Source organism: Streptomyces sp. NPDC111520, from assembly GCF_055635295.1.
This window is the reverse complement of the sequence record NZ_JBVKBW010000007.1, coordinates 14,387-31,129: the sequence shown is the minus strand read 5'-3', so window position 1 is coordinate 31,129 and position 16,743 is coordinate 14,387. Positions and strand designations below refer to the sequence as shown.

At 74.3% G+C, this 16,743-nt stretch carries 14 protein-coding genes; 6 read left to right on the top strand and 8 right to left on the bottom strand.

Going from position 1 to position 16,743, the window contains the following annotated elements; genetic code table 11:
- Positions 1–144 precede the first annotated feature (144 nt).
- The 6 genes from ACZ7MY_RS17715 to ACZ7MY_RS17690 all read right to left on the bottom strand — a co-directional run bounded on the left by ACZ7MY_RS17715 (position 145) and on the right by ACZ7MY_RS17690 (position 5,719).
- Positions 145–1,212: an alcohol dehydrogenase catalytic domain-containing protein gene (locus tag ACZ7MY_RS17715; protein ID WP_499602807.1), complete on the bottom strand. Its 1,068-nt coding sequence runs from the start codon at positions 1,210–1,212 to the stop codon at positions 145–147.
- Positions 1,213–1,300: 88 nt separating this feature from the next.
- Positions 1,301–1,954, bottom strand: a complete 654-nt coding sequence (locus tag ACZ7MY_RS17710; RefSeq protein WP_499602806.1) for a CBS domain-containing protein — start codon at positions 1,952–1,954, stop codon at positions 1,301–1,303.
- A 92-nt stretch (positions 1,955–2,046) separates the two neighbouring features.
- On the bottom strand, positions 2,047–2,883 hold the full coding sequence (locus tag ACZ7MY_RS17705; RefSeq protein ID WP_499602804.1) for a GerMN domain-containing protein: 837 nt from the start codon (positions 2,881–2,883) through the stop codon (positions 2,047–2,049).
- 177 nt (positions 2,884–3,060) lie between these two features.
- Entirely contained in the window at positions 3,061–3,792 is a 732-nt protein-coding gene (locus ACZ7MY_RS17700) for a class I SAM-dependent methyltransferase (RefSeq protein ID WP_499602803.1), read from the bottom strand.
- 227 nt (positions 3,793–4,019) lie between these two features.
- Positions 4,020–4,829 carry a polyphosphate kinase 2 gene (ppk2, locus tag ACZ7MY_RS17695; protein WP_499602801.1) on the bottom strand — a complete coding sequence of 270 codons (810 nt, stop codon included), beginning with the start codon at positions 4,827–4,829 and terminating at the stop codon, positions 4,020–4,022.
- A gap of 119 nt (positions 4,830–4,948) precedes the next feature.
- Positions 4,949–5,719 (bottom strand): hypothetical protein, encoded by a 771-nt coding sequence (locus ACZ7MY_RS17690; protein ID WP_499602800.1) that lies wholly within the window; start codon positions 5,717–5,719, stop codon positions 4,949–4,951.
- A 392-nt stretch (positions 5,720–6,111) separates the two neighbouring features.
- On the opposite strand from ACZ7MY_RS17690, the gene ACZ7MY_RS17685 reads away from it, so the two are divergent.
- The 4 genes from ACZ7MY_RS17685 (at position 6,112) to ACZ7MY_RS17670 (ending at position 11,507) form a co-directional block, all read left to right on the top strand.
- On the top strand, positions 6,112–7,080 hold the full coding sequence (locus tag ACZ7MY_RS17685) for an aldo/keto reductase (protein ID WP_499602798.1): 969 nt from the start codon (positions 6,112–6,114) through the stop codon (positions 7,078–7,080).
- 169 nt (positions 7,081–7,249) lie between these two features.
- Positions 7,250–7,660 (top strand): cupin domain-containing protein, encoded by a 411-nt coding sequence (locus ACZ7MY_RS17680; RefSeq protein WP_499602796.1) that lies wholly within the window; start codon positions 7,250–7,252, stop codon positions 7,658–7,660.
- A 262-nt stretch (positions 7,661–7,922) separates the two neighbouring features.
- The gene (locus ACZ7MY_RS17675; protein ID WP_499602794.1) at positions 7,923–10,757 is read left to right on the top strand and encodes a helix-turn-helix transcriptional regulator; all 2,835 of its coding nucleotides are present in this window, start codon (positions 7,923–7,925) and stop codon (positions 10,755–10,757) included.
- Positions 10,758–10,907: 150 nt separating this feature from the next.
- Positions 10,908–11,507, top strand: a complete 600-nt coding sequence (locus ACZ7MY_RS17670; protein ID WP_499602792.1) for a sigma factor-like helix-turn-helix DNA-binding protein — start codon at positions 10,908–10,910, stop codon at positions 11,505–11,507.
- Between the two features lie 24 nt (positions 11,508–11,531).
- Here the strand turns inward: ACZ7MY_RS17670 and ACZ7MY_RS17665 are convergent, their stop codons facing one another.
- Both ACZ7MY_RS17665 and ACZ7MY_RS17660 read right to left on the bottom strand, forming a co-directional pair.
- On the bottom strand, positions 11,532–12,032 hold the full coding sequence (locus ACZ7MY_RS17665; protein ID WP_499602791.1) for a DUF7919 family protein: 501 nt from the start codon (positions 12,030–12,032) through the stop codon (positions 11,532–11,534).
- Positions 12,033–12,077: 45 nt separating this feature from the next.
- Positions 12,078–13,475, bottom strand: coding sequence for an FAD-binding oxidoreductase (locus tag ACZ7MY_RS17660; protein WP_499602790.1), 1,398 nt, complete (start codon positions 13,473–13,475; stop codon positions 12,078–12,080).
- Positions 13,476–13,736: 261 nt separating this feature from the next.
- On the opposite strand from ACZ7MY_RS17660, the gene ACZ7MY_RS17655 reads away from it, so the two are divergent.
- Positions 13,737–14,633, top strand: coding sequence for a glycoside hydrolase family 19 protein (locus ACZ7MY_RS17655; RefSeq protein WP_499602788.1), 897 nt, complete (start codon positions 13,737–13,739; stop codon positions 14,631–14,633).
- Positions 14,634–14,976: 343 nt separating this feature from the next.
- Positions 14,977–16,740, top strand: a complete 1,764-nt coding sequence (locus tag ACZ7MY_RS17650) for an endonuclease/exonuclease/phosphatase family protein (protein WP_499602786.1) — start codon at positions 14,977–14,979, stop codon at positions 16,738–16,740.
- Positions 16,741–16,743: the final 3 nt, after the last annotated feature.

Genomic DNA, 16,743 nt, shown 5'->3' with positions numbered 1-16,743 from the left:
CGACTGGTTCCCGCCACCACGAGATGGCCTGGTCAGCGTACGCACCGGCCGGCGCCCGATCCCCCGTACGGCCGCGTCACGCCGTTAAGATTCCGTCAAGAGTGCCCGCCGCGTCCCTGACGTGTCCTTTACGCCCCGCTCCGGTCAGGACGTGGGCACGAGGACGTCGTGGTGCGGCCCGCCCACGACGACCTTGAGCGCTCCGGTGTCGGCCGCTGACGCGAAGACGTCGTAGGCCTCCGCCATCTCGTGCAGTTCGAAGGTGTGCGTGACGAACGCCCCGGTGGGCAGCTTCCGGGCCTCCAGCAGACGCAGCAGGGTGGGCGTGGAGTACGTGTCGACCAGGCCGGTGGTGATGGTGACGTTGCGGTCCCACAGCTCCTCCAGGTGGAGCGTGACCGGCCGGCCGTGCACACCCGCGTTCGCGACCCGGCCGCCGGGCCGGACCATCCGCGTGCACGTCCCGAAGGTCTCCGGGAGCCCCACCGCCTCGATCACCACGTCGGCGCCGAGCCCCGCGGTGAGGTCGTCGACCAGTTGCTCCGGCTGCTCGCCCGCCGGGACGACGGCGTCCGCGCCCAGGTTCTTCGCCGCCTGCAGGCGGGCCGCCGACACGTCCACGGCGATCACGGTGTGCGGGGAGCACAGCTGGGCCGTCGCGACGGCGGCCAGGCCGATCGGGCCGCAGCCGACCACGGCGACGGTGTCCCCGGGCCGTACCCGGCCGTTGAGGACGCCCACCTCGTAGGCGGTGGGGAAGACGTCCGAGAGCAGGACCGCGTCGAGCCCGGTCACGTTGTGCGGCAGCACGTGCAGCGAGGTGTCGGCGTACGGCACGCGCACGTACTCCGCCTGCGTGCCGTCGATGCGGTGCCCGAGCACCCAGCCGCCGCCGTCCAGGCACTGCCCGTAGGCCTGCTCGCGGCAGAACCGGCAGCGCCCGCACCCGGACACGCAAGCGACCAGCACCCGGTCGCCGGGCCGGACGGTGTCCACGTCCGCGCCGGTCTCGACGACCTCGCCCACGGCCTCGTGGCCGAGCACCGTGCCGGGAGCGACGCCGGGCACGTCGCCCCCCAGGATGTGCAGGTCGGTGCCGCAGATCGCGGCGGTGTCGACACGGACGATGGCGTCGCTCGTGTCCTGGAGGACCGGATCGGCCACCTCCTGCCAGGCGGCGCGTCCCGGACCCTGGAAGACCCATGCCTTCATGGCGTTCCGCTCCTTCGGGCTGAGCTGTCTCCCCCCTCCCAGCGTGGGCGCGGCCGGCGGCCCTCGCATCCGGCGCCGGGGGCGGCCGTCACACCCGGTTCTGCGTCAGGTCGAAGCGCACGTCGACGACGCCCTCCACCGACCGCACCAGGCGGTCCGCGACCGGCACCAGGGAGCGGTCGCCGAGCAGTCCGCTCAGGGTGACGACCCCTTCCTCGACGTCGACCTCCACCGAGCGCCACGCGTCGGGGAAGAGCCGGGCGACCACGTTCTCCCGGACGTCGCGCGCTATCTCCTCGTCGGACCGCAGGAAGACCTTCAGCAGGTCCCCGCGGCTGACCACGCCCTTGAGCATGCCGCGGGCGTCCACGACGGGCAGCCGCTTGACCTGGTGCCGCGCCATGGCGCGGGCCGCCTGGGCCAGCGAGGCGTCGCCGCGCACGGTGACCGCGGGCGCGGTCATCAACTGCTCGGCGGTGAGCGCGGCCGCCTTGCGGGACGCGGCGGACGCGGTGGACGCCACCGGGGGCGGCTCGTCCTCCCGGCGCTCCTCCTTGCGCAGCAGGTCGGCCTCGGAGACGACGCCCACGACGCGCGTGCCCTCCTCCACCACCGGCACCGCGCTGACGTGCCACTGCTCCAGGGCCCGCACGATCTCCTTGAACGAGGCGAGGCGGGTGACGGCGACGACCCTGCACGTCATCACGTCGCCCACCGTCGTCGGCTGCCGGACGGCGTTCATGGCGGCCTCCACGACCCGGGACGAGCCCCCCTGCTTCCAGTCTCGGCCGGTGCGGCGGCGCGCGCACGGTCCGCCCGCTCCCGCTCGGCCCCTCAGCCCCCGAACGTGAGCGGCACCGTCTCCAGGACGACCCGGCGGCCGTCCTCGGCGGACAGGACGTACGCGGTGAGCGTGCCCGGCCCACCGGCCGCGCGGTAGGGCACGGTCACGTCGAAGGTGCCCCGGGTGCCGCTGCCGGAGGTGGCCGCCACCCGTACGTCGGCGACCGTGCGGCCGGAACGGTCGGAGAGCCGCAGCCGGAACTCCGCCTCGAAGGTGTCGGCGGTGCCGTGCACCCGCAGCGGCGCGGTGACGGTGTCACCGAGGAGCGGCGACTCCACGAGGACGGCGGGGGAGAGGTCCTCGAAGTCGGCGCGGCCGAGGGGGCGCCCGCCGGCCGCCGTGCCGAGGGCGGCCGCCGGGCCTCCGTCCACGCGGAAGCGCACCTTCTCCACGCCGGCGAACCGCGTGGCGGTGAACACCACTTGGGCGAGCCGCGCCGCGACGGACGCGCCTCGGGGGCCGTCGTCGAAGCGGCCCGAGAGGTCGACGGTGGCGACGCGGTCGCGTACGGCCAGCGAACGCAGCACCGTCCCCGAGGGGATCGCCGTCGCGCGGTCCTGGCCGCGCTCGGCGCCGCTCGGCCCGGCGAGCAGGGCCCGCAGGGCCTCGGCCGCGGTCGCCGGGCCGTCGACGGTGCGCGGCGCGGCCGACAGCTTGCCGCCGTGGAGGAAGTAGACGGCCGTGCGGACCGCGCGGGGCGCCGCCGTGGCGGACGGGGGCGGGGACGCCGAGGCGGACGTGGACGCGGTCGGGTCCGGCGACGTGCCGGCCGGCGCGGCGGATGCGGATCCCGGCGGGCCGGAGCCGGCGGTCCTGGAGGGAGTCACGGAAGCCTCTTGACCGGAGCCACCGCAGGCGGACAGCAGAGCGAGGGCCACCAACGCGGCGGCGAGCGCCCGCGCGGGGCGTGAGGAAGCGAGCCGGGCACCGTCCATGTGAGTCCTCCCCTCCGGCCTGCGCCCAGCGTGCCCGCTCCCGCCCCCGGACGCCATCACCCGGGAGGGTCAGGAGCGGCGGAACAGCGCCGCCCAGAGGAAGTCCTCGCCGAAGCACGCGGATTGCGCCGGCTCGTCGCGCATGCGGCGCAGTTCGACCTCCGCCAGCCCGGAGAAGATCCGGCGCAGCGCGTCCGGGGTGTAGGCCAGGCCCCCGTGCAGACGGGACTCGCGGTAGAAGTCCGCGTCGTCGAGCTCGGACCCCATGGCGCCGGCCGCGAAGCACGTCAGCGCCAGATGCCCGCCGGGCGCCAGGAGTTCGTCCAGCAGCGCGAGGTAGCTGATGCGCCGGTGCGGCGGCAGATGGTGGAAGCAGCCCGAGTCGTGGACCAGGTCGTACGGGCCGCGCAGCGTGGTCCCGGCCAGGGCGAAGGCGTCACCGCGGTGGAAGCGCACGGCCACCCCGGCCTCGCGGGCCCGCTCCCCGGCCCAGGCGATCGCGGCGGGGGAGAGGTCGACGGCGTCCACGGTGAACCCCCGCGCGGCCAGGTACCGGGCGTTGCGCCCGGGACCGCACCCGAGGTCGAGGACCCGGCCGCCCGGCCTGATCAGGCCCCGGTCGAGCCACTCCACGAGGTTCTCGTCCGGCTTGTCCACGAAGAACGGCACCGGCCGGGACCGGTCCTCGTAGAACGCGTCCCACCAGTCCGCCGCCCCTTCGCTCCAGCGGTCGGCCCCCGCCTCGAACAGGTCGTCCAGGAGCCTCAGCACGTCGTCGACGTCGCGGATACCACGGTCCATCAGATCCCCTTTCCCGATGGGGCAACGCTAGGCGCCGCGTCCCCGAAAGCCCAGCTCAGCGGCCGTGCCCGAACCCCGCGTACGCCCGCCTCCCCCTCCCCGGCGGCACCCTCGGCCACGGCCTCCCGCGCCCCGGCAGCTCGCCCGCCCGCACCGCCCCCGAAGCCCTCCGCGACCCCTTCCCGGGACACGCCGGGCCCGGTTTCCCCACGGATTTCCGCGTGCGCCTAGGACAGGGTCGCCGCGTGGTCCGGGACGTAGGTCTGCAGGTCGCGGGGCGGGCGCTGGTAGCCGGTCGACCCGGGGCGGGGCGGGAGTTCGAGGGCGGGGAGCGGGATCTCCTCGTAGGGGACGCTCGCAAGGAGGTGGGCGATCATGTTGACGCGGGCGGCGCGCTTGTCGTCGCTCCCGACGACGTACCAGGGGGCCTCGGGGATGTCGGTGTGCACGAACATCTCGTCCTTGGCGCGCGAGTACGCCTCCCAGCGCGGGATGGACTCCAGGTCCATCCCCGACAGCTTCCAGCGGCGGGTCGGGTCCTGCAGGCGGGCCCGGAAGCGCTGCTCCTGCACGGCGTCGCTGACGGAGAACCAGTACTTGCGCAGGATGATGCCGTCCTCGATCAGCAGCCGTTCGAAGATCGGGCACTGGTGCAGGAAGCGCACGTGCTCCTCGGGGGTGCAGAAGCCCATCACGTGCTCCACGCCGGCGCGGTTGTACCAGCTCCGGTCGAACAGCACGATCTCGCCGCCGGCCGGCAGGTGGTCGACGTAGCGCTGGAAGTACCACTGGGTGCGCTCGCGTTCGGTCGGCGCGGGGAGCGCGGCGATGCGGGCGGTGCGCGGGTTGAGGTGCTCCGTCACGCGCTTGATCGTGCTGCCCTTGCCGGCCGCGTCGCGCCCCTCGAAGACGACGACGAGCCTGTGCCCACCGGCTCTGACCCACTCCTGGAGCTTGACCAACTCGACCTGCAGCCGCAGCAGTTCCCGCTCGTACACGCCGCGCGGCAGGCGGTCCTGCGCCTTCTTGTCACCCATGCCCTGGTGCCCTCGCTTCCGTAGGACGCCCACGGTACGGTCCCGGGGCCTGCCGGCACGGTGGAACGGGGCCGCGGGTCCGCCGGCCGGCCCACGCGGGCGGGGGCGGCCCGGGGGGCTCAGCCGACCGGGCCGGTGCCGCCCGGGGCGCCGACGGCGTGACCGGGGGCGGTCGCCGGGAACGGCAGCCAGGGGCCGCGCGGGTGCCCGTGGCCGTGTGCGTGCGGGAGGGCCGCGAAGGGCGGCGGCAGCTCGGTGTCCGCGCTGTCCGGTGCCGTCCCCGGGGCGGTCTCCGCCGTGGGCTTGGCCGCGTCGGCGGCCGGGGCTTCCGGGGTGTACGGGGCGCTGGTCGTCGGTGCCGGGGTCGGGGCGGGGGTGGTCGTCGGCGGGGTCGGGTCCGGCGTGTCCGTCGGCGTGGGAGTCGGCGTCGGCGTGGGCGTCGACGGCGGGGTGGCGCTGTCGGTGGGCTTCGGGGGCTTCGGCGTGCTCGTAGGCGGCTTCGGGTGGGTCGGCTTGGTGGTGGCGGGCTTCGCCGTGCTTTTCCCGGGCTTCGGCTTCGTGGCCTTCGCCTTGGCCTTGCTCTTCGCCTTCGCCTCGGCCGGACGCTTCGAAGGCGCCGCACCGGTGCCCTCCTCCGCATCCGGCGCCGCCTCGCGGCGCCCGCTGTCGGCCTCGACGAGGCCGTGCTCCGGCTGTCCGGAGGCGCTCGGCACGATCGAGGTGACGTGGATCTTGGAGGACCCGGACGAGCGGTCCGCCCCGGAATCGTCCGAGCCGGACTGCTGGAGTGCCCACGCGGTGCCGCCGAAGGCCGCGGCGGAGGCGACAGCCGCGGCGGACAGCTTGAGCCGCAGGGAACGCCCGCGGCGGTGCTTGGCCTGGTTGCGCATGTGAGACGAGGACCCTTTCGGCTGGCCCCCGCCCGGAAAGCCGGCTGCCGCGCTGCGCGGCCGGGGCCGGATACGCAAGGACTCTGCGCGAGCATTCCCGTCGACGCAAGGGCCTGACCTGCGCAGTCATCGGAAGTGGAAGGGCGAGTTCCGAAAATGCGCAGGTCAAAGCCATGATGAAGCGCGCAAATCGGGGCATGTGACATCGCCCACGTCGTTCGCGTGACGGACGTCCCGAAGTGGCGCACAAGGGTCCTTCCGCATCTTCACGGGCGATGCGGACGAAGGTCGTCGTCGCGGCGCGGGCGCCGTCGACGCGAAGATCCACCGGCTTGCATACTCGGGAGCGCCGTTCGGCGACGACCCTGGGCACCACACGCGGAGGCATGGACGTGGAGTACACGAAACTGGGCAGGACCGGGCTGGACGTCTCACGGATCTGCCTGGGATGCATGAGCTACGGCGCACCCGACCGCGGCAACCACCCGTGGACGCTCGACGAGGACGCCGCCCGCCCCCTCATCCGCGGCGCCGTCGAGGCCGGCATCACGTTCTTCGACACCGCCAACGTCTACTCCGACGGGACCAGCGAGGAGATCGTCGGCCGGGCCCTCGCCGAGTACGCCTCCCGCGAGGAGATCGTGCTCGCCACCAAGGTGCACGGCCGCATGCGCCCGGGCCCCAACGGCGCGGGACTGTCCCGCAAGGCCGTCCTCACCGAGATCGACGCGAGCCTGCGCCGCCTCGGGACGGACTACGTCGACCTCTACATAGTCCACCGCTGGGACCCGCACACCCCGGTCGAGGAGACGATGGAGGCCCTGCACGACGTGGTGAGGTCGGGCAAGGCGCGGTACATCGGCGCGTCCTCCATGTACGCCTGGCAGTTCTCCAAGGCCCAGTACACGGCGGAGCGCAACGGCTGGACGAAGTTCGTCAGCATGCAGAACCACTACAACCTCCTGCACCGCGAGGAGGAGCGCGAGATGCTGCCGCTCTGCGCCGACCAGGGCGTCGCGGTCACCCCGTGGAGCCCGCTCGCCCGGGGGCGGCTGACCCGCGACTGGGACGCCGGCAGCGCCCGGCAGGACACCGACGAGTTCGGCGGCACCCTCTACCTCGAGGAGGACCGGGTGATCGTCGAGGCCGTGGCGACGATCGCGGCCCGGCGCGGCCTGTCGCGGGCGCAGGTCGCCCTGGCGTGGCTGCTGGGCAGGCCCGGGGTCACGGCGCCCATCGTCGGCGTCGGCAAGGAGGCGCACCTGCGTGACGCCGTCGACGCGCTGGACGTGCGTCTGACCGAGGAGGAGCTCAAGGAACTGGAGAGCCCTTACCGGCCGCACGCCGTCGTGGGCTTCTGAGCGGCCCCGTGGCGGGGGCCGGGAGCTGCGTCCCGGCCCCCGCCACGGTGTGACGCACGGGCCGCCGGGGCCGTGGCCGTGGCATGTTCCGGCCGAGTTCGAGGCCCGGTGTCACAAACAGGGAGGGTGTCCTGTCCTCGTGGGGGACATTCCCTGTTTGGAGGAACACATGGGCGCTGAGCACGCACACCTGCCCCCCGGTGTCGAACTGGTCGGGAGCCTGCCGGAGGCGGCGGGGCGGATCCCGGCGGGCGCCGAGGCGAGGACCATCCGGGTCACCCTGCCGCCCGGTGACGCGGGTGCTCCGCCGCACCGGCACCCGGGGCCGGTCTTCGGCTACGTGACGCAGGGCGAGATCCTCTTCGAGCTGGAGGGTCAGGCGCCCCGGGTGCTCAAGGCCGGTGACGCCCTCTTCGAGCCCGGCGGCGACGTGATCCACTACCAGGGCGCCAACAACCTCGCCGACGCGCAGTCCCAGCTGGTGGTGGTCATGTTCGCACCGCCCGGGACCCCGGTGCTGACCGTGGTCGGCGAGGAGGAACTGGCCCAACGACGGCACCTCAGGGTGCCCCGGCGGTGACGCCGCCGTCCAAGTGACGTCGTCGGCCCCGCCGTCGCGCCGGGGAGACGTCTCCTTGTCCGGCACGCCCAGCAACGCCCGGAGCAACGCCCTCCCCGGCGGTCCCGGGCCATCCGTACAGTTTGTGGTGACACGTGGTGGTGAACGTCCTTCCCGGCATGCCTCTCACAGAAAGCGTCGTCTGCTCCGTCCCCCGCGGTGGACCGGCCCCTGGGGGAGGCGGTCAGGACCCCGTCCCCCCGGCCTCCAGGAGCCGCGTCGCATGACCGCCGACCCCCTTCCCACCCTGGTCGGCCGGCGGCGCGAGTGCGCGGCGCTCGACGAACTGCTGGCCGGTCTGCGCGACGGCGGGTCCCGGGTGCGGGTGATCCGCGGCGAGGCGGGCATCGGGAAGTCCGTGCTCCTGGAGTACGTGGCCACCCGGGCGTCACACGTGACGGTGACCCGGGCGAGCGGCATCGAGGCCGACATGGAGCTGCCCTACGCGAGCCTGCACCAGCTCTGCGCGCCGTTCCTGGCCGAGGTCGACGCGTTGCCCGAACCCCAGCGCGACGCCCTGCGCGTGGCGTTCGGGACGGCGGCCGGAGAGCCGCCCGACCGCTTCCTGGTCGGCCTCGCCGTGCTGACCCTGCTCACCCGGGCCTCGGAGACCCGGCCGGTGCTCGTCGTGGTCGACGACGCCCAGTGGCTGGACCAGGTGTCGCTGCAGACACTGGAGTTCGTGGCGCGGCGCCTGCTCGCCGAGGCGGTCGCGATGACGTTCGCGGTACGCGACCCCGAGGGGCGGGCCGCACTCGCCGGTCTGCCGGAGATGCGCATCGGCGGTCTCGACACCACCGCGGCCGGAGAACTCCTCGAAGCAGCCGTCGGCGGCCGGCTGGAGAAGCGGGTGCGGGACCGGTTCGTGGCCGAGATGCACGGCAACCCGCTCGCGCTGCTGGAGTTCTCCCGCGGCCGGACCGCCGCCGAGCTGGCGTACGGCCTGGACTCCAGTTCCCCTCGCGTCCAGGGAACGGTGGCGGGCCGCGTGGAACGGGACTTCGCCGGCCGGCTCGGTTCGCTGCCCGCGCCGACCCGCACGCTGCTGCTGATCGCCGCGGCGGAACCGGTCGGCGACCCGCGCCTGCTGGTCCGTGCGGCCACCTCCCTGAAGATCGCCCCCGACGCCGCACCGGCCAGGGCGGCCGGCCTGATCGAGTTCGGCGAGACCGTCCGGTTCCGGCACCCGCTGGCCCGTTCGGCGGTCTACCGTCAGGCCGGTCCGGAGGAACGCCGCGCGGTGCACCGGGCGTTGGCCACGGCCACGGACCCGGTCCTGGACCCGGACCGGCGTGCCTGGCACGCCGCGCAAGCCGTCGACGGGCCGGACGAGGACGTCGCGGCGGGGCTGGAGCAGGCCGCCGGCCGCGCGCGGCTGCGCGGCGGCATGGCCGCCGAGGCCGTACTGCTGGAGCGGGCCGCCGAGGTGACGCCCGACCCCCGGCCGCGGGGGCGCCGCGCGCTCGCGGCCGCCGAGGCCCACTTCTCGGCCGCCTCGCCCGACCGGGCCACGGCGCTGGCGACGCTGGCCGAACTGTGCCCCCTCGGCCCCCTGGACCGCGCCCGCGTGGCGCGCCTGCGGGCCAGGATCCTCTTCGCCCGCAGCCGCAGCGACGAGGCGGCACCCCTGTTCCTGGACGCCGCCGCGCAGTTCGCCGCAGCCGGGTCGCCCCTGGCGCGGGAGACCTACCTCGAGGCGATCGGCGCGACCGTCTTCGCGGGCCGGCTGCAGGGTCCGGCGGGCGCCCGTGCCGCGGCGGTCGCGGCCCGCGGGTCCGGGGCGCCCCCCTCGTGCTCGAGCGCCGCCGACCTGCTCCTGGACGGTGTGGCCACCCTCCTCGTCGGTGACCTCGAGACCGGTGGCCCGGCGCTGCGCCGTGCGCTGGAGCCCCTCGCGCACGAGGACGTCGGTACGCGGGAGGCGACGATGCGCTGGCTCCTCCTGGCCCCGGTCGCCCTGGAGGCGTTCATCCACTACGCCTGGGACCTGACGGCGTGGGACACGCTGGCCACGCGTGCGGTGCGCCTGGCCCGCGACATCGGGGCGCTCGGCGCACTGCCGCCCGCACTGATCTACGCGAGCGGGGTGCACATCCACACCGGCGACTTCGCCGAGGCGGCCCGCATGATCGACGAGGCCGACGCGATCGCCGCCGCGACCGGCCACGCCCCGCATACGTACGCGACGCTCGTCCTGGCCGCGTGGCGGGGCGACGAGGAGGCCGCCGCCGGATTCATCGAGGAGGCCGAGGCCAGGGCCGTACAACGCGGCGAGGTCTCCCTCCTGGGCGTCACGGGCTACATCCAGGGCGTGCTGTTCAACGGCCTGGCACGCTACGACCGGGCCCTGGCGGCCGCCCGTACGGGCATCGAGCACGACGGGTTCAACTTCACGGGCCTGTCGCTGGTCGAGCACGTCGAGGCCGCGACGCGGTGCGGCGAGCCCGATCAGGCCCGGGCCTCGCTCGACCGGCTGGTCGAGCTCACCCGCGCCGCCGATTCCGGGTGGGCCCGTGGCGTCACCGCCCGCAGCCGGGCGCTCCTCACCGACGGCGACGAGGCCGACGCCCTGTACCGGACGGCGATCGAGGAGTTCGGCCGCGACCGCGTGGTGGTGGCCGTGGAGCTGGCACGTGCCCACCTGCTCTACGGCGAATGGCTGCGCCGCAGCCGCCGGCGTTCGTCGGCCAGGGAGCACCTCCGCACGGCCCACGGGATGTTCGACGGCATGGGGGCGAAGGCGTTCGCCGAGCGGGCCCGGCGTGAGCTGCTGGCCTGCGGCGAGCGCGTCCGGGTGCGGGAGGCGGGGCCGGCGAGCGCGCTGACACCGCAGGAGTCGCAGATCGCGACGCTCGCGGCCGGCGGCATGACGAACCCGGAGATCGGCGCGGAGCTGTTCATCAGCCCGCACACCGTGGAGTGGCACCTGCGGAAGGTGTACATGAAGCTCGGGATCGGCTCGCGCCGGGCCCTGCGGGGCGCCCTGTCGGAGGCGGACGGCACGGACGACGGGGACAACGGGGACGACGGGGACGCCCGGTCGGTGCGGGCCGGCTGAGTACCGTCCCCGTGCGGACCCCCCCCGGGCGAGACCCCGGGGGGAGACCACGCACCGGACCACGCACTTCCGGGGCGCGGCGGGCGGTGCCCCGGAGGGAGGGTGGAGCCATCGCCCTCCACGGGCGCCGTCCACCCAGAGGAGTCCCCGATGTCCGCGTCCGGCCTGAAGACGACCTCGTCGACCGCATCCCGGCCCGTCCGGCCGCCCGAGGAGGACCCGCACGTCGTCCCGGAGGAGCTCCGGGAAGCGGACGCCGCGTTCGACGACGCCCACAGGCTGATGTTCGGGATCGCCTACCGCATGCTCGGCAGCGTGCGCGAGGCCGAGGACGTCCTGCGGGACGCCTGGACGCGCCGGCGGAGCGCCGGTCCGGCCGAGGTGCCGGACGCGCACCTCGTCATGATGGTGACCCGACTGGCGATCGGCGAGCTGCACTCCGCCCGGGCGCGCCGGCGGAGCTACGTCGGCCCCTGGCTGCCGGATCCGGTGCCGACCGCGGACGACCCCACCGTGGGCGCCGGGAACGGGGAGGCGCTGGACGTCGCGACGCTGACGCTGATGGACGGACTCACGCCGGGCGAGCGCGCGGCCTACGTGCTGCGGGAGGCCTTCGGCTTCCCGTACGCGCAGATCGCCGAGATCATAGGTCTCTCCCGGACCGAGGCGCGCCGCGTGGTCGCGCGGGCACGGGAGTTCATGGCCGAGGCCACCCGGGAGCCGGGAACGGCGACGCCTGGCACGCCGTGACGGGGCGCCCGTGACACCGCCCGCTCAGTCGCCGGCCTCGAAGTCGAGTCGCCGTGCGTCGTCGGGGAGCCACGGGGCCGGGGGGCCGTCGCGCCAGGTGTCGTGCCGGGCGGACACCGCCTCGACGAAGGGCCGCGGGGGGAGGTAGCGGTGTGCCTGTACGTGGTGGCCGATGAGGAAGGGCGCCGCGTAGACCTCCGTCGGTGAGGCCGGGACGCGGATCTCGCTGCTGCCGCGGGGCGCCCCCCGCACGTCGCCGGCGGCTTCGCACAGTTCGCAGGCGTGCCAGCCCAGGGTGGCGTTGACGTACTGGCCGTGCAGGACGCGGCCGAGTCGCCGCACGAATCCGGGCGGGGGCGGGCCGACGGTGTGGGGGTGTTCCGCCGTCAGCCATCCGATGTTGATCCGCCGGTAGCGGGGGGTGAAGGAGACGACGCGGGTGCCCTCGCCCTCCCAGAAGGTGTCCTCGGGCGACTCGTGTAGGGGCTCAGGTCCTCGTGGAACGTCACGGGGGAACCCTGGCACGTCGTGCCGTGCGTCCAGCGCGGGCCCTCCGGCCGCCCTGCCCGCTCAGGTGGTGGCGGGCGGGATGTTCTGGTTGGCGCGGAAGAAGTTGTGGGGGTCGTAGGCGCGTTTGACCGCGGCCAGCCGGTCGTAGTGGCCGCGGTAGGTGTGCTGGACCCGGTCGGTGCCCTCCTGTTCGCCGAGGAAGTTGATGTAGGCGCCGCCCATGGAGTGCGGGTGCAGGTCGGTCCAGTAGTCGACGCACCACCGGCGTACCGCCCCGGCGTTGGCGGGCAGGGGGTCGATCCCGGCGATGACGCCGGACCACACGGCGTCCCGGTAGGCCCAGGCGGTGCCGTCGCCGCCGGTCCGGTGGGCCGCCCCGTCGACCGGGTAGAGGTGCATCGTGGACAGGCCGGTGGGCAGCTTCCGGCCGTACTCCTCGTGGACGGCGACGGCCTCGTCCGTGATCGCGTCGAAGAAGTCGCCGCGCCAGTACCACTGCAACCCCTTCGGGAACAGCCCGTCGAACATGCTCTGCAGGGCGGGGTAGGGCATGGGCGCGGTGAAGTGGAACATCGGCGGGCCGGGCTCCTCGACGACGGCCAGGGCCCGCGCCAGCCGGTCCTCCTCGGGCTCGCCCGTGAGGCACCACACCACGCCGCACGCCTTCCGCCCGTGGAGCGGCTCGGGGAAGGGGGGCCCGGGCGGCACCGTGAGCAGGGCGAGGAAGCCGCTGAGGTCCTCCGGCGCGGCGGGGAGGAACTCCCGGTACCAGCGCAGCACTTCGCCGGTGCGGTCGACGGGCCAGACGGTCAGGCCGACGCCGACCGTGTCCACGGGGTGCAGCCCGAAGGTGAACTCGGTGACCACGCCGAAGTTGCCGCCGCCGCCCCGCAGGGCCCAGAACAGGTCCGGGTGCTCGTCCTCCGACGCGGTGACGAACGTCCCGTCAGCGAGGACCACATCGGCTGACCGCAGGTTGTCGATGGTCAGCCCGTACCCGCGGGTCAGGTGCCCGTGGCCGCCGCCGAGGGTGAGACCGCCGAGCCCGGTGGTCGACACCGTCCCGGTGGGGGTGGCCAGGCCGAAGGCGTGCGCCGCGTGGTCGAGGTCGCCCTGCAGGCTCCCGCCGCCCACGCGGGCGGTCCGCGTCCGCGGGTCGACGTACGCCCAGCGCATCGGCGTCAGGTCGAGCGTCAGCGCGTCGTCGACCACGCACAGTCCAGCACCGCTGTGTCCCCCGCCGCGTACGGCCAGTTGCAGCCCGGTGTCCTGGGCGAAGGAGAGCACGGTCCGTACGTCCGCCACGTCGACGCATCCGGCGATCGCGGCCGGACGCCTGTCGATCATGGCGTTGTAGACGCCGCGGGCCTCCTCGTAGCCCGGGTCCCCCACCGCGGTGACCGGGCCCCTCAGTGTCTCCCGCAGGCTCCGGAGGGCCTGCTCGTCAATGCCGCCCATGGCCGAACACCCCAGCTCGTGCGTGTGACGCCGCCTCCGCCGTTTCCATTGTTCGCCTGCCCGCCGCCCCCTGCACGTCGGCCGCCCGCCGTGCGGGCCGGACCGGGAGCGCGCGGCGGGAGCGCGGCGGGAGCGCGGCCGGAGGCCGGTCGGGCCGCAGGCGGGCGATGTTGGTCTAGACCTTGACAGGTATAGGCCAATCCGGTTCATTGCTCAGTGCGAAGCGCGACAACTCCCCCCACACAAGGAGCAGTTACGGTGATGCGACGTACCCTCGCCGCCCTGACCACCCTCACGGCCGCCGCCGGCCTGGCCGTGGCCCTCCCCGCCGGCACGGCCTCCGCCGCCTCCTGCGCCGCGGCGTGGAGCGCCGGCGCCGTCTACACCGGCGGCATGACCGCCTCCTACGGCGGACACAACTGGCAGGCCAAGTGGTGGACGCAGGGCGAGACCCCCGGCACGACCGGCCAGTGGGGCGTCTGGGCCGACCAGGGCACCTGCGGCGGCACGACCGACCCGGGCAACCCCGGCAACCCCTCCGGATTCGTGGTCAGCGAGGCCCAGTTCAACCAGATGTTCCCGGGCCGCAACTCCTTCTACAGCTACAGCGGACTGGTCGCCGCCCTCTCCGCCTACCCCGGCTTCGCCAAGACCGGCAGCGACACGGTGAAGAAGCAGGAGGCCGCCGCCTTCCTCGCCAACATCGCCCACGAGACCGGCGGACTGGTCTACATCGTCGAGCAGAACACCGCCAACTACCCGCACTACTGCGACACCAGCCAGCCCTACGGCTGCCCCGCCGGCCAGGCCGCCTACTACGGCCGCGGCCCGATCCAGCTCAGCTGGAACTTCAACTACAAGGCCGCCGGCGACGCCCTCGGCATCGACCTGCTCCACAACCCCTGGCTCGTCGAGCAGGACGCGGCCGTGGCCTGGAAGACCGGCCTGTGGTACTGGAACACCCAGAGCGGCCCCGGCACCATGACCCCCCACAACGCCATGGTGAACCAGGCCGGCTTCGGCCAGACCATCCGCTCCATCAACGGCTCCCTGGAATGCGACGGCCGCAACCCCGCGCAGGTGCAGAGCCGCGTCAACAACTACCAGCGCTTCACCCAGATCCTGGGTGTCGCCCCGGGCGGCAACCTCAGCTGCTGAACGAGCCGCCCTGCGCGCAACGGAGTGTGCACCGTTGAACGGTGCATGACGCCGCCTTCCCCCGGGCCGCAGTCCGGGGGGAGGCCGCCGCTCCGTGCGCGAAAGTCCTCGCAGGCGCCCCGTTGTCCGTGACACCGCTGCTCAGAAGGGTTACGGGGGGCGGCGGACGGCCCGCGCCACCCTGTGCATGATCCTCAGATTTCCGCCAGATTCCCGGTCGGCGGCCACCCGTCGTTCACGGGTTCGTCGCCATGGGACGGCTTGCTGGGAGCGAAGTTATCTAGACAACTTTGCCCACCCGTACGCCGCCGCGGCGGCGCCGGGGCGGAGAGGACCCAACACCGTGCCATCCCTCTCACAGGTCGCCGCATCCGGGAGCAGCGTCGCGCTCGACTCCACGACGCCTCCGCAACGCGGCGACAAACTCACCTTCACCTGGTCGACGGACGCCCCCGACCCCAAGAACTGGATCGGCGTCTACGACGGCGACCGGCAGCCCGGCAGCGGCGCCGGCTCCCTGGTGTGGACGTACGTCACCGGAACGTCGGGGAAGACGACCCTCGACACCTCCGGCCTGAGCGGCGGCCCGTACACCGTCTACCTGCTGGCCAAGGACGGCTACGGCGTCCTCGCCAAGACCGAGCCGTTCAGCTTCGCCGGCCCGCCCACCGGCGACTCCGTCGAACTGCGGACGCCGAAGCCGTTCGAGGGCGACAAGCTCTCCTTCCACTGGACGACCGACGCGCCCCACCCCAAGAACTGGATCGGGGTCTACGACGGCGACCGGGTCCCCGGCAACGGCGCCTCCCTCGCCTGGGAGTACACCCCCGCCGCGTCCGGCGACATCACCATCGACACCTCCGGCCTCAGCGGCGGCCCGTACACCGCCTACCTGCTGGCCAAGGACGGCTACGGCATCCTCGCCCGCACCGCCCCCTTCAGCTTCGTGCCGCGCCCCGTCATCCCGCGCCCGCACGCCGCCGTCGACGCCGTCACCACCGCCGCGCAGACCGCGGGCACCGCCTTCTCCGTCGCACTCGGCGGCCTGTGGATCCGGCCCGAGGGCAACGCCGAGGGCAGCGCCACCTTCCGGCGCGCCGGCGGCGACCCCTGGCTGGCCGTCGCCGCGGACGGCACCGTCAGCGGCAAGGCCCCGTCCACGGCGCCCCGTACGCCCGGCCGGCTGGTCGTCTCCGTCACCGACAGCGCCACCGGCAGCGACACCGTCACCGTGCAGGTGCCGGTCCGCACGAGCAAGGACCGGCTGACGCTCAAGGTCGCCGCACTGAACCTGTGGGACGCGGGCGGCCACGTCGACGGCGCGCTGGAGAAGCAGTTGCGGCTCGTGCTGACCCAGGGCCTCGACGCCGTCGCGCTCCAGGAGTGCGGTGACGACGGCGCCCAGCGGCTCGCCGCCGCACTCGGCTGGCACGCCCACCAGGCCGGCGGCCTCGGCATCGTGAGCCGCCACCCGCTCACCGACACCCTCGCCCCCACCGCCTCCCTTCCCGCCGCCGCCGCGACCCTGCGGCTGCCCGGCGACCGCACCGTACGGCTGTGGACCGCGCAGCTGGACGAGGCCGACTACGGGCCCTACGCCGTGCTCGCCGGACGCACCGCCGCGCAGGTCGAGGCCGCCGAGAAGGGCACCGTGCGCTACCGGCAGACGCAGGCCCTGGTCGCCGCCATGCGCCGGGACATCGCCTCCCGCGGTCCGGTCGTCCTCGCCGCCGGCCTCGCCTCGCCGTCGCACCGCGACTGGACGAGCCGCACGTCGTCCGCGCACGGCGGCACCGGCCGGCTGCGCTGGCCCGTCACCGAGGCCCTGGAGGACGCCGGCCTCACCGACGCCTTCCGCGCCGAGCACTCCAACCCCGTGAAGGACCCCGGCACCACTTGGTCGCCCGTCCGGCCGCAGCACGAGGGCGGCGGCGCCGAACCCCAGGACCGCGTCGACCAGGTCCAGTACGCGGGCCCGCTCAAGGTCGTCGAGGCGCACACCCTGGTCACCGGCTGGCCCCGCCCCGTCCCGGACGCCGCCGGAAACGGCTGGCCCTCCGACCACGCGGCCGCCGTCGTCACCTTCTCCCTGTCCGCCCGCGGCTGACCC

Bases quoted from the DNA above. Each gene is read 5' to 3' on its own strand.
- ACZ7MY_RS17670 (WP_499602792.1), top strand. From the start codon at position 10,908: ATGTCCGCGTCCGGCCTGAAGACGACCTCGTCGACCGCATCCCGGCCC.
- ACZ7MY_RS17680 (WP_499602796.1), top strand. From the start codon at position 7,250: ATGGGCGCTGAGCACGCACACCTGCCCCCCGGTGTCGAACTGGTCGGG.
- ppk2 (WP_499602801.1), bottom strand. From the start codon at position 4,829: ATGGGTGACAAGAAGGCGCAGGACCGCCTGCCGCGCGGCGTGTACGAG.
- ACZ7MY_RS17700 (WP_499602803.1), bottom strand. From the start codon at position 3,792: ATGGACCGTGGTATCCGCGACGTCGACGACGTGCTGAGGCTCCTGGAC.
- ACZ7MY_RS17675 (WP_499602794.1), top strand. From the start codon at position 7,923: ATGACCGCCGACCCCCTTCCCACCCTGGTCGGCCGGCGGCGCGAGTGC.
- ACZ7MY_RS17715 (WP_499602807.1), bottom strand. From the start codon at position 1,212: ATGAAGGCATGGGTCTTCCAGGGTCCGGGACGCGCCGCCTGGCAGGAG.
- ACZ7MY_RS17655 (WP_499602788.1), top strand. From the start codon at position 13,737: ATGCGACGTACCCTCGCCGCCCTGACCACCCTCACGGCCGCCGCCGGC.
- ACZ7MY_RS17690 (WP_499602800.1), bottom strand. From the start codon at position 5,719: ATGCGCAACCAGGCCAAGCACCGCCGCGGGCGTTCCCTGCGGCTCAAG.
- ACZ7MY_RS17660 (WP_499602790.1), bottom strand. From the start codon at position 13,475: ATGGGCGGCATTGACGAGCAGGCCCTCCGGAGCCTGCGGGAGACACTG.
- ACZ7MY_RS17710 (WP_499602806.1), bottom strand. From the start codon at position 1,954: ATGAACGCCGTCCGGCAGCCGACGACGGTGGGCGACGTGATGACGTGC.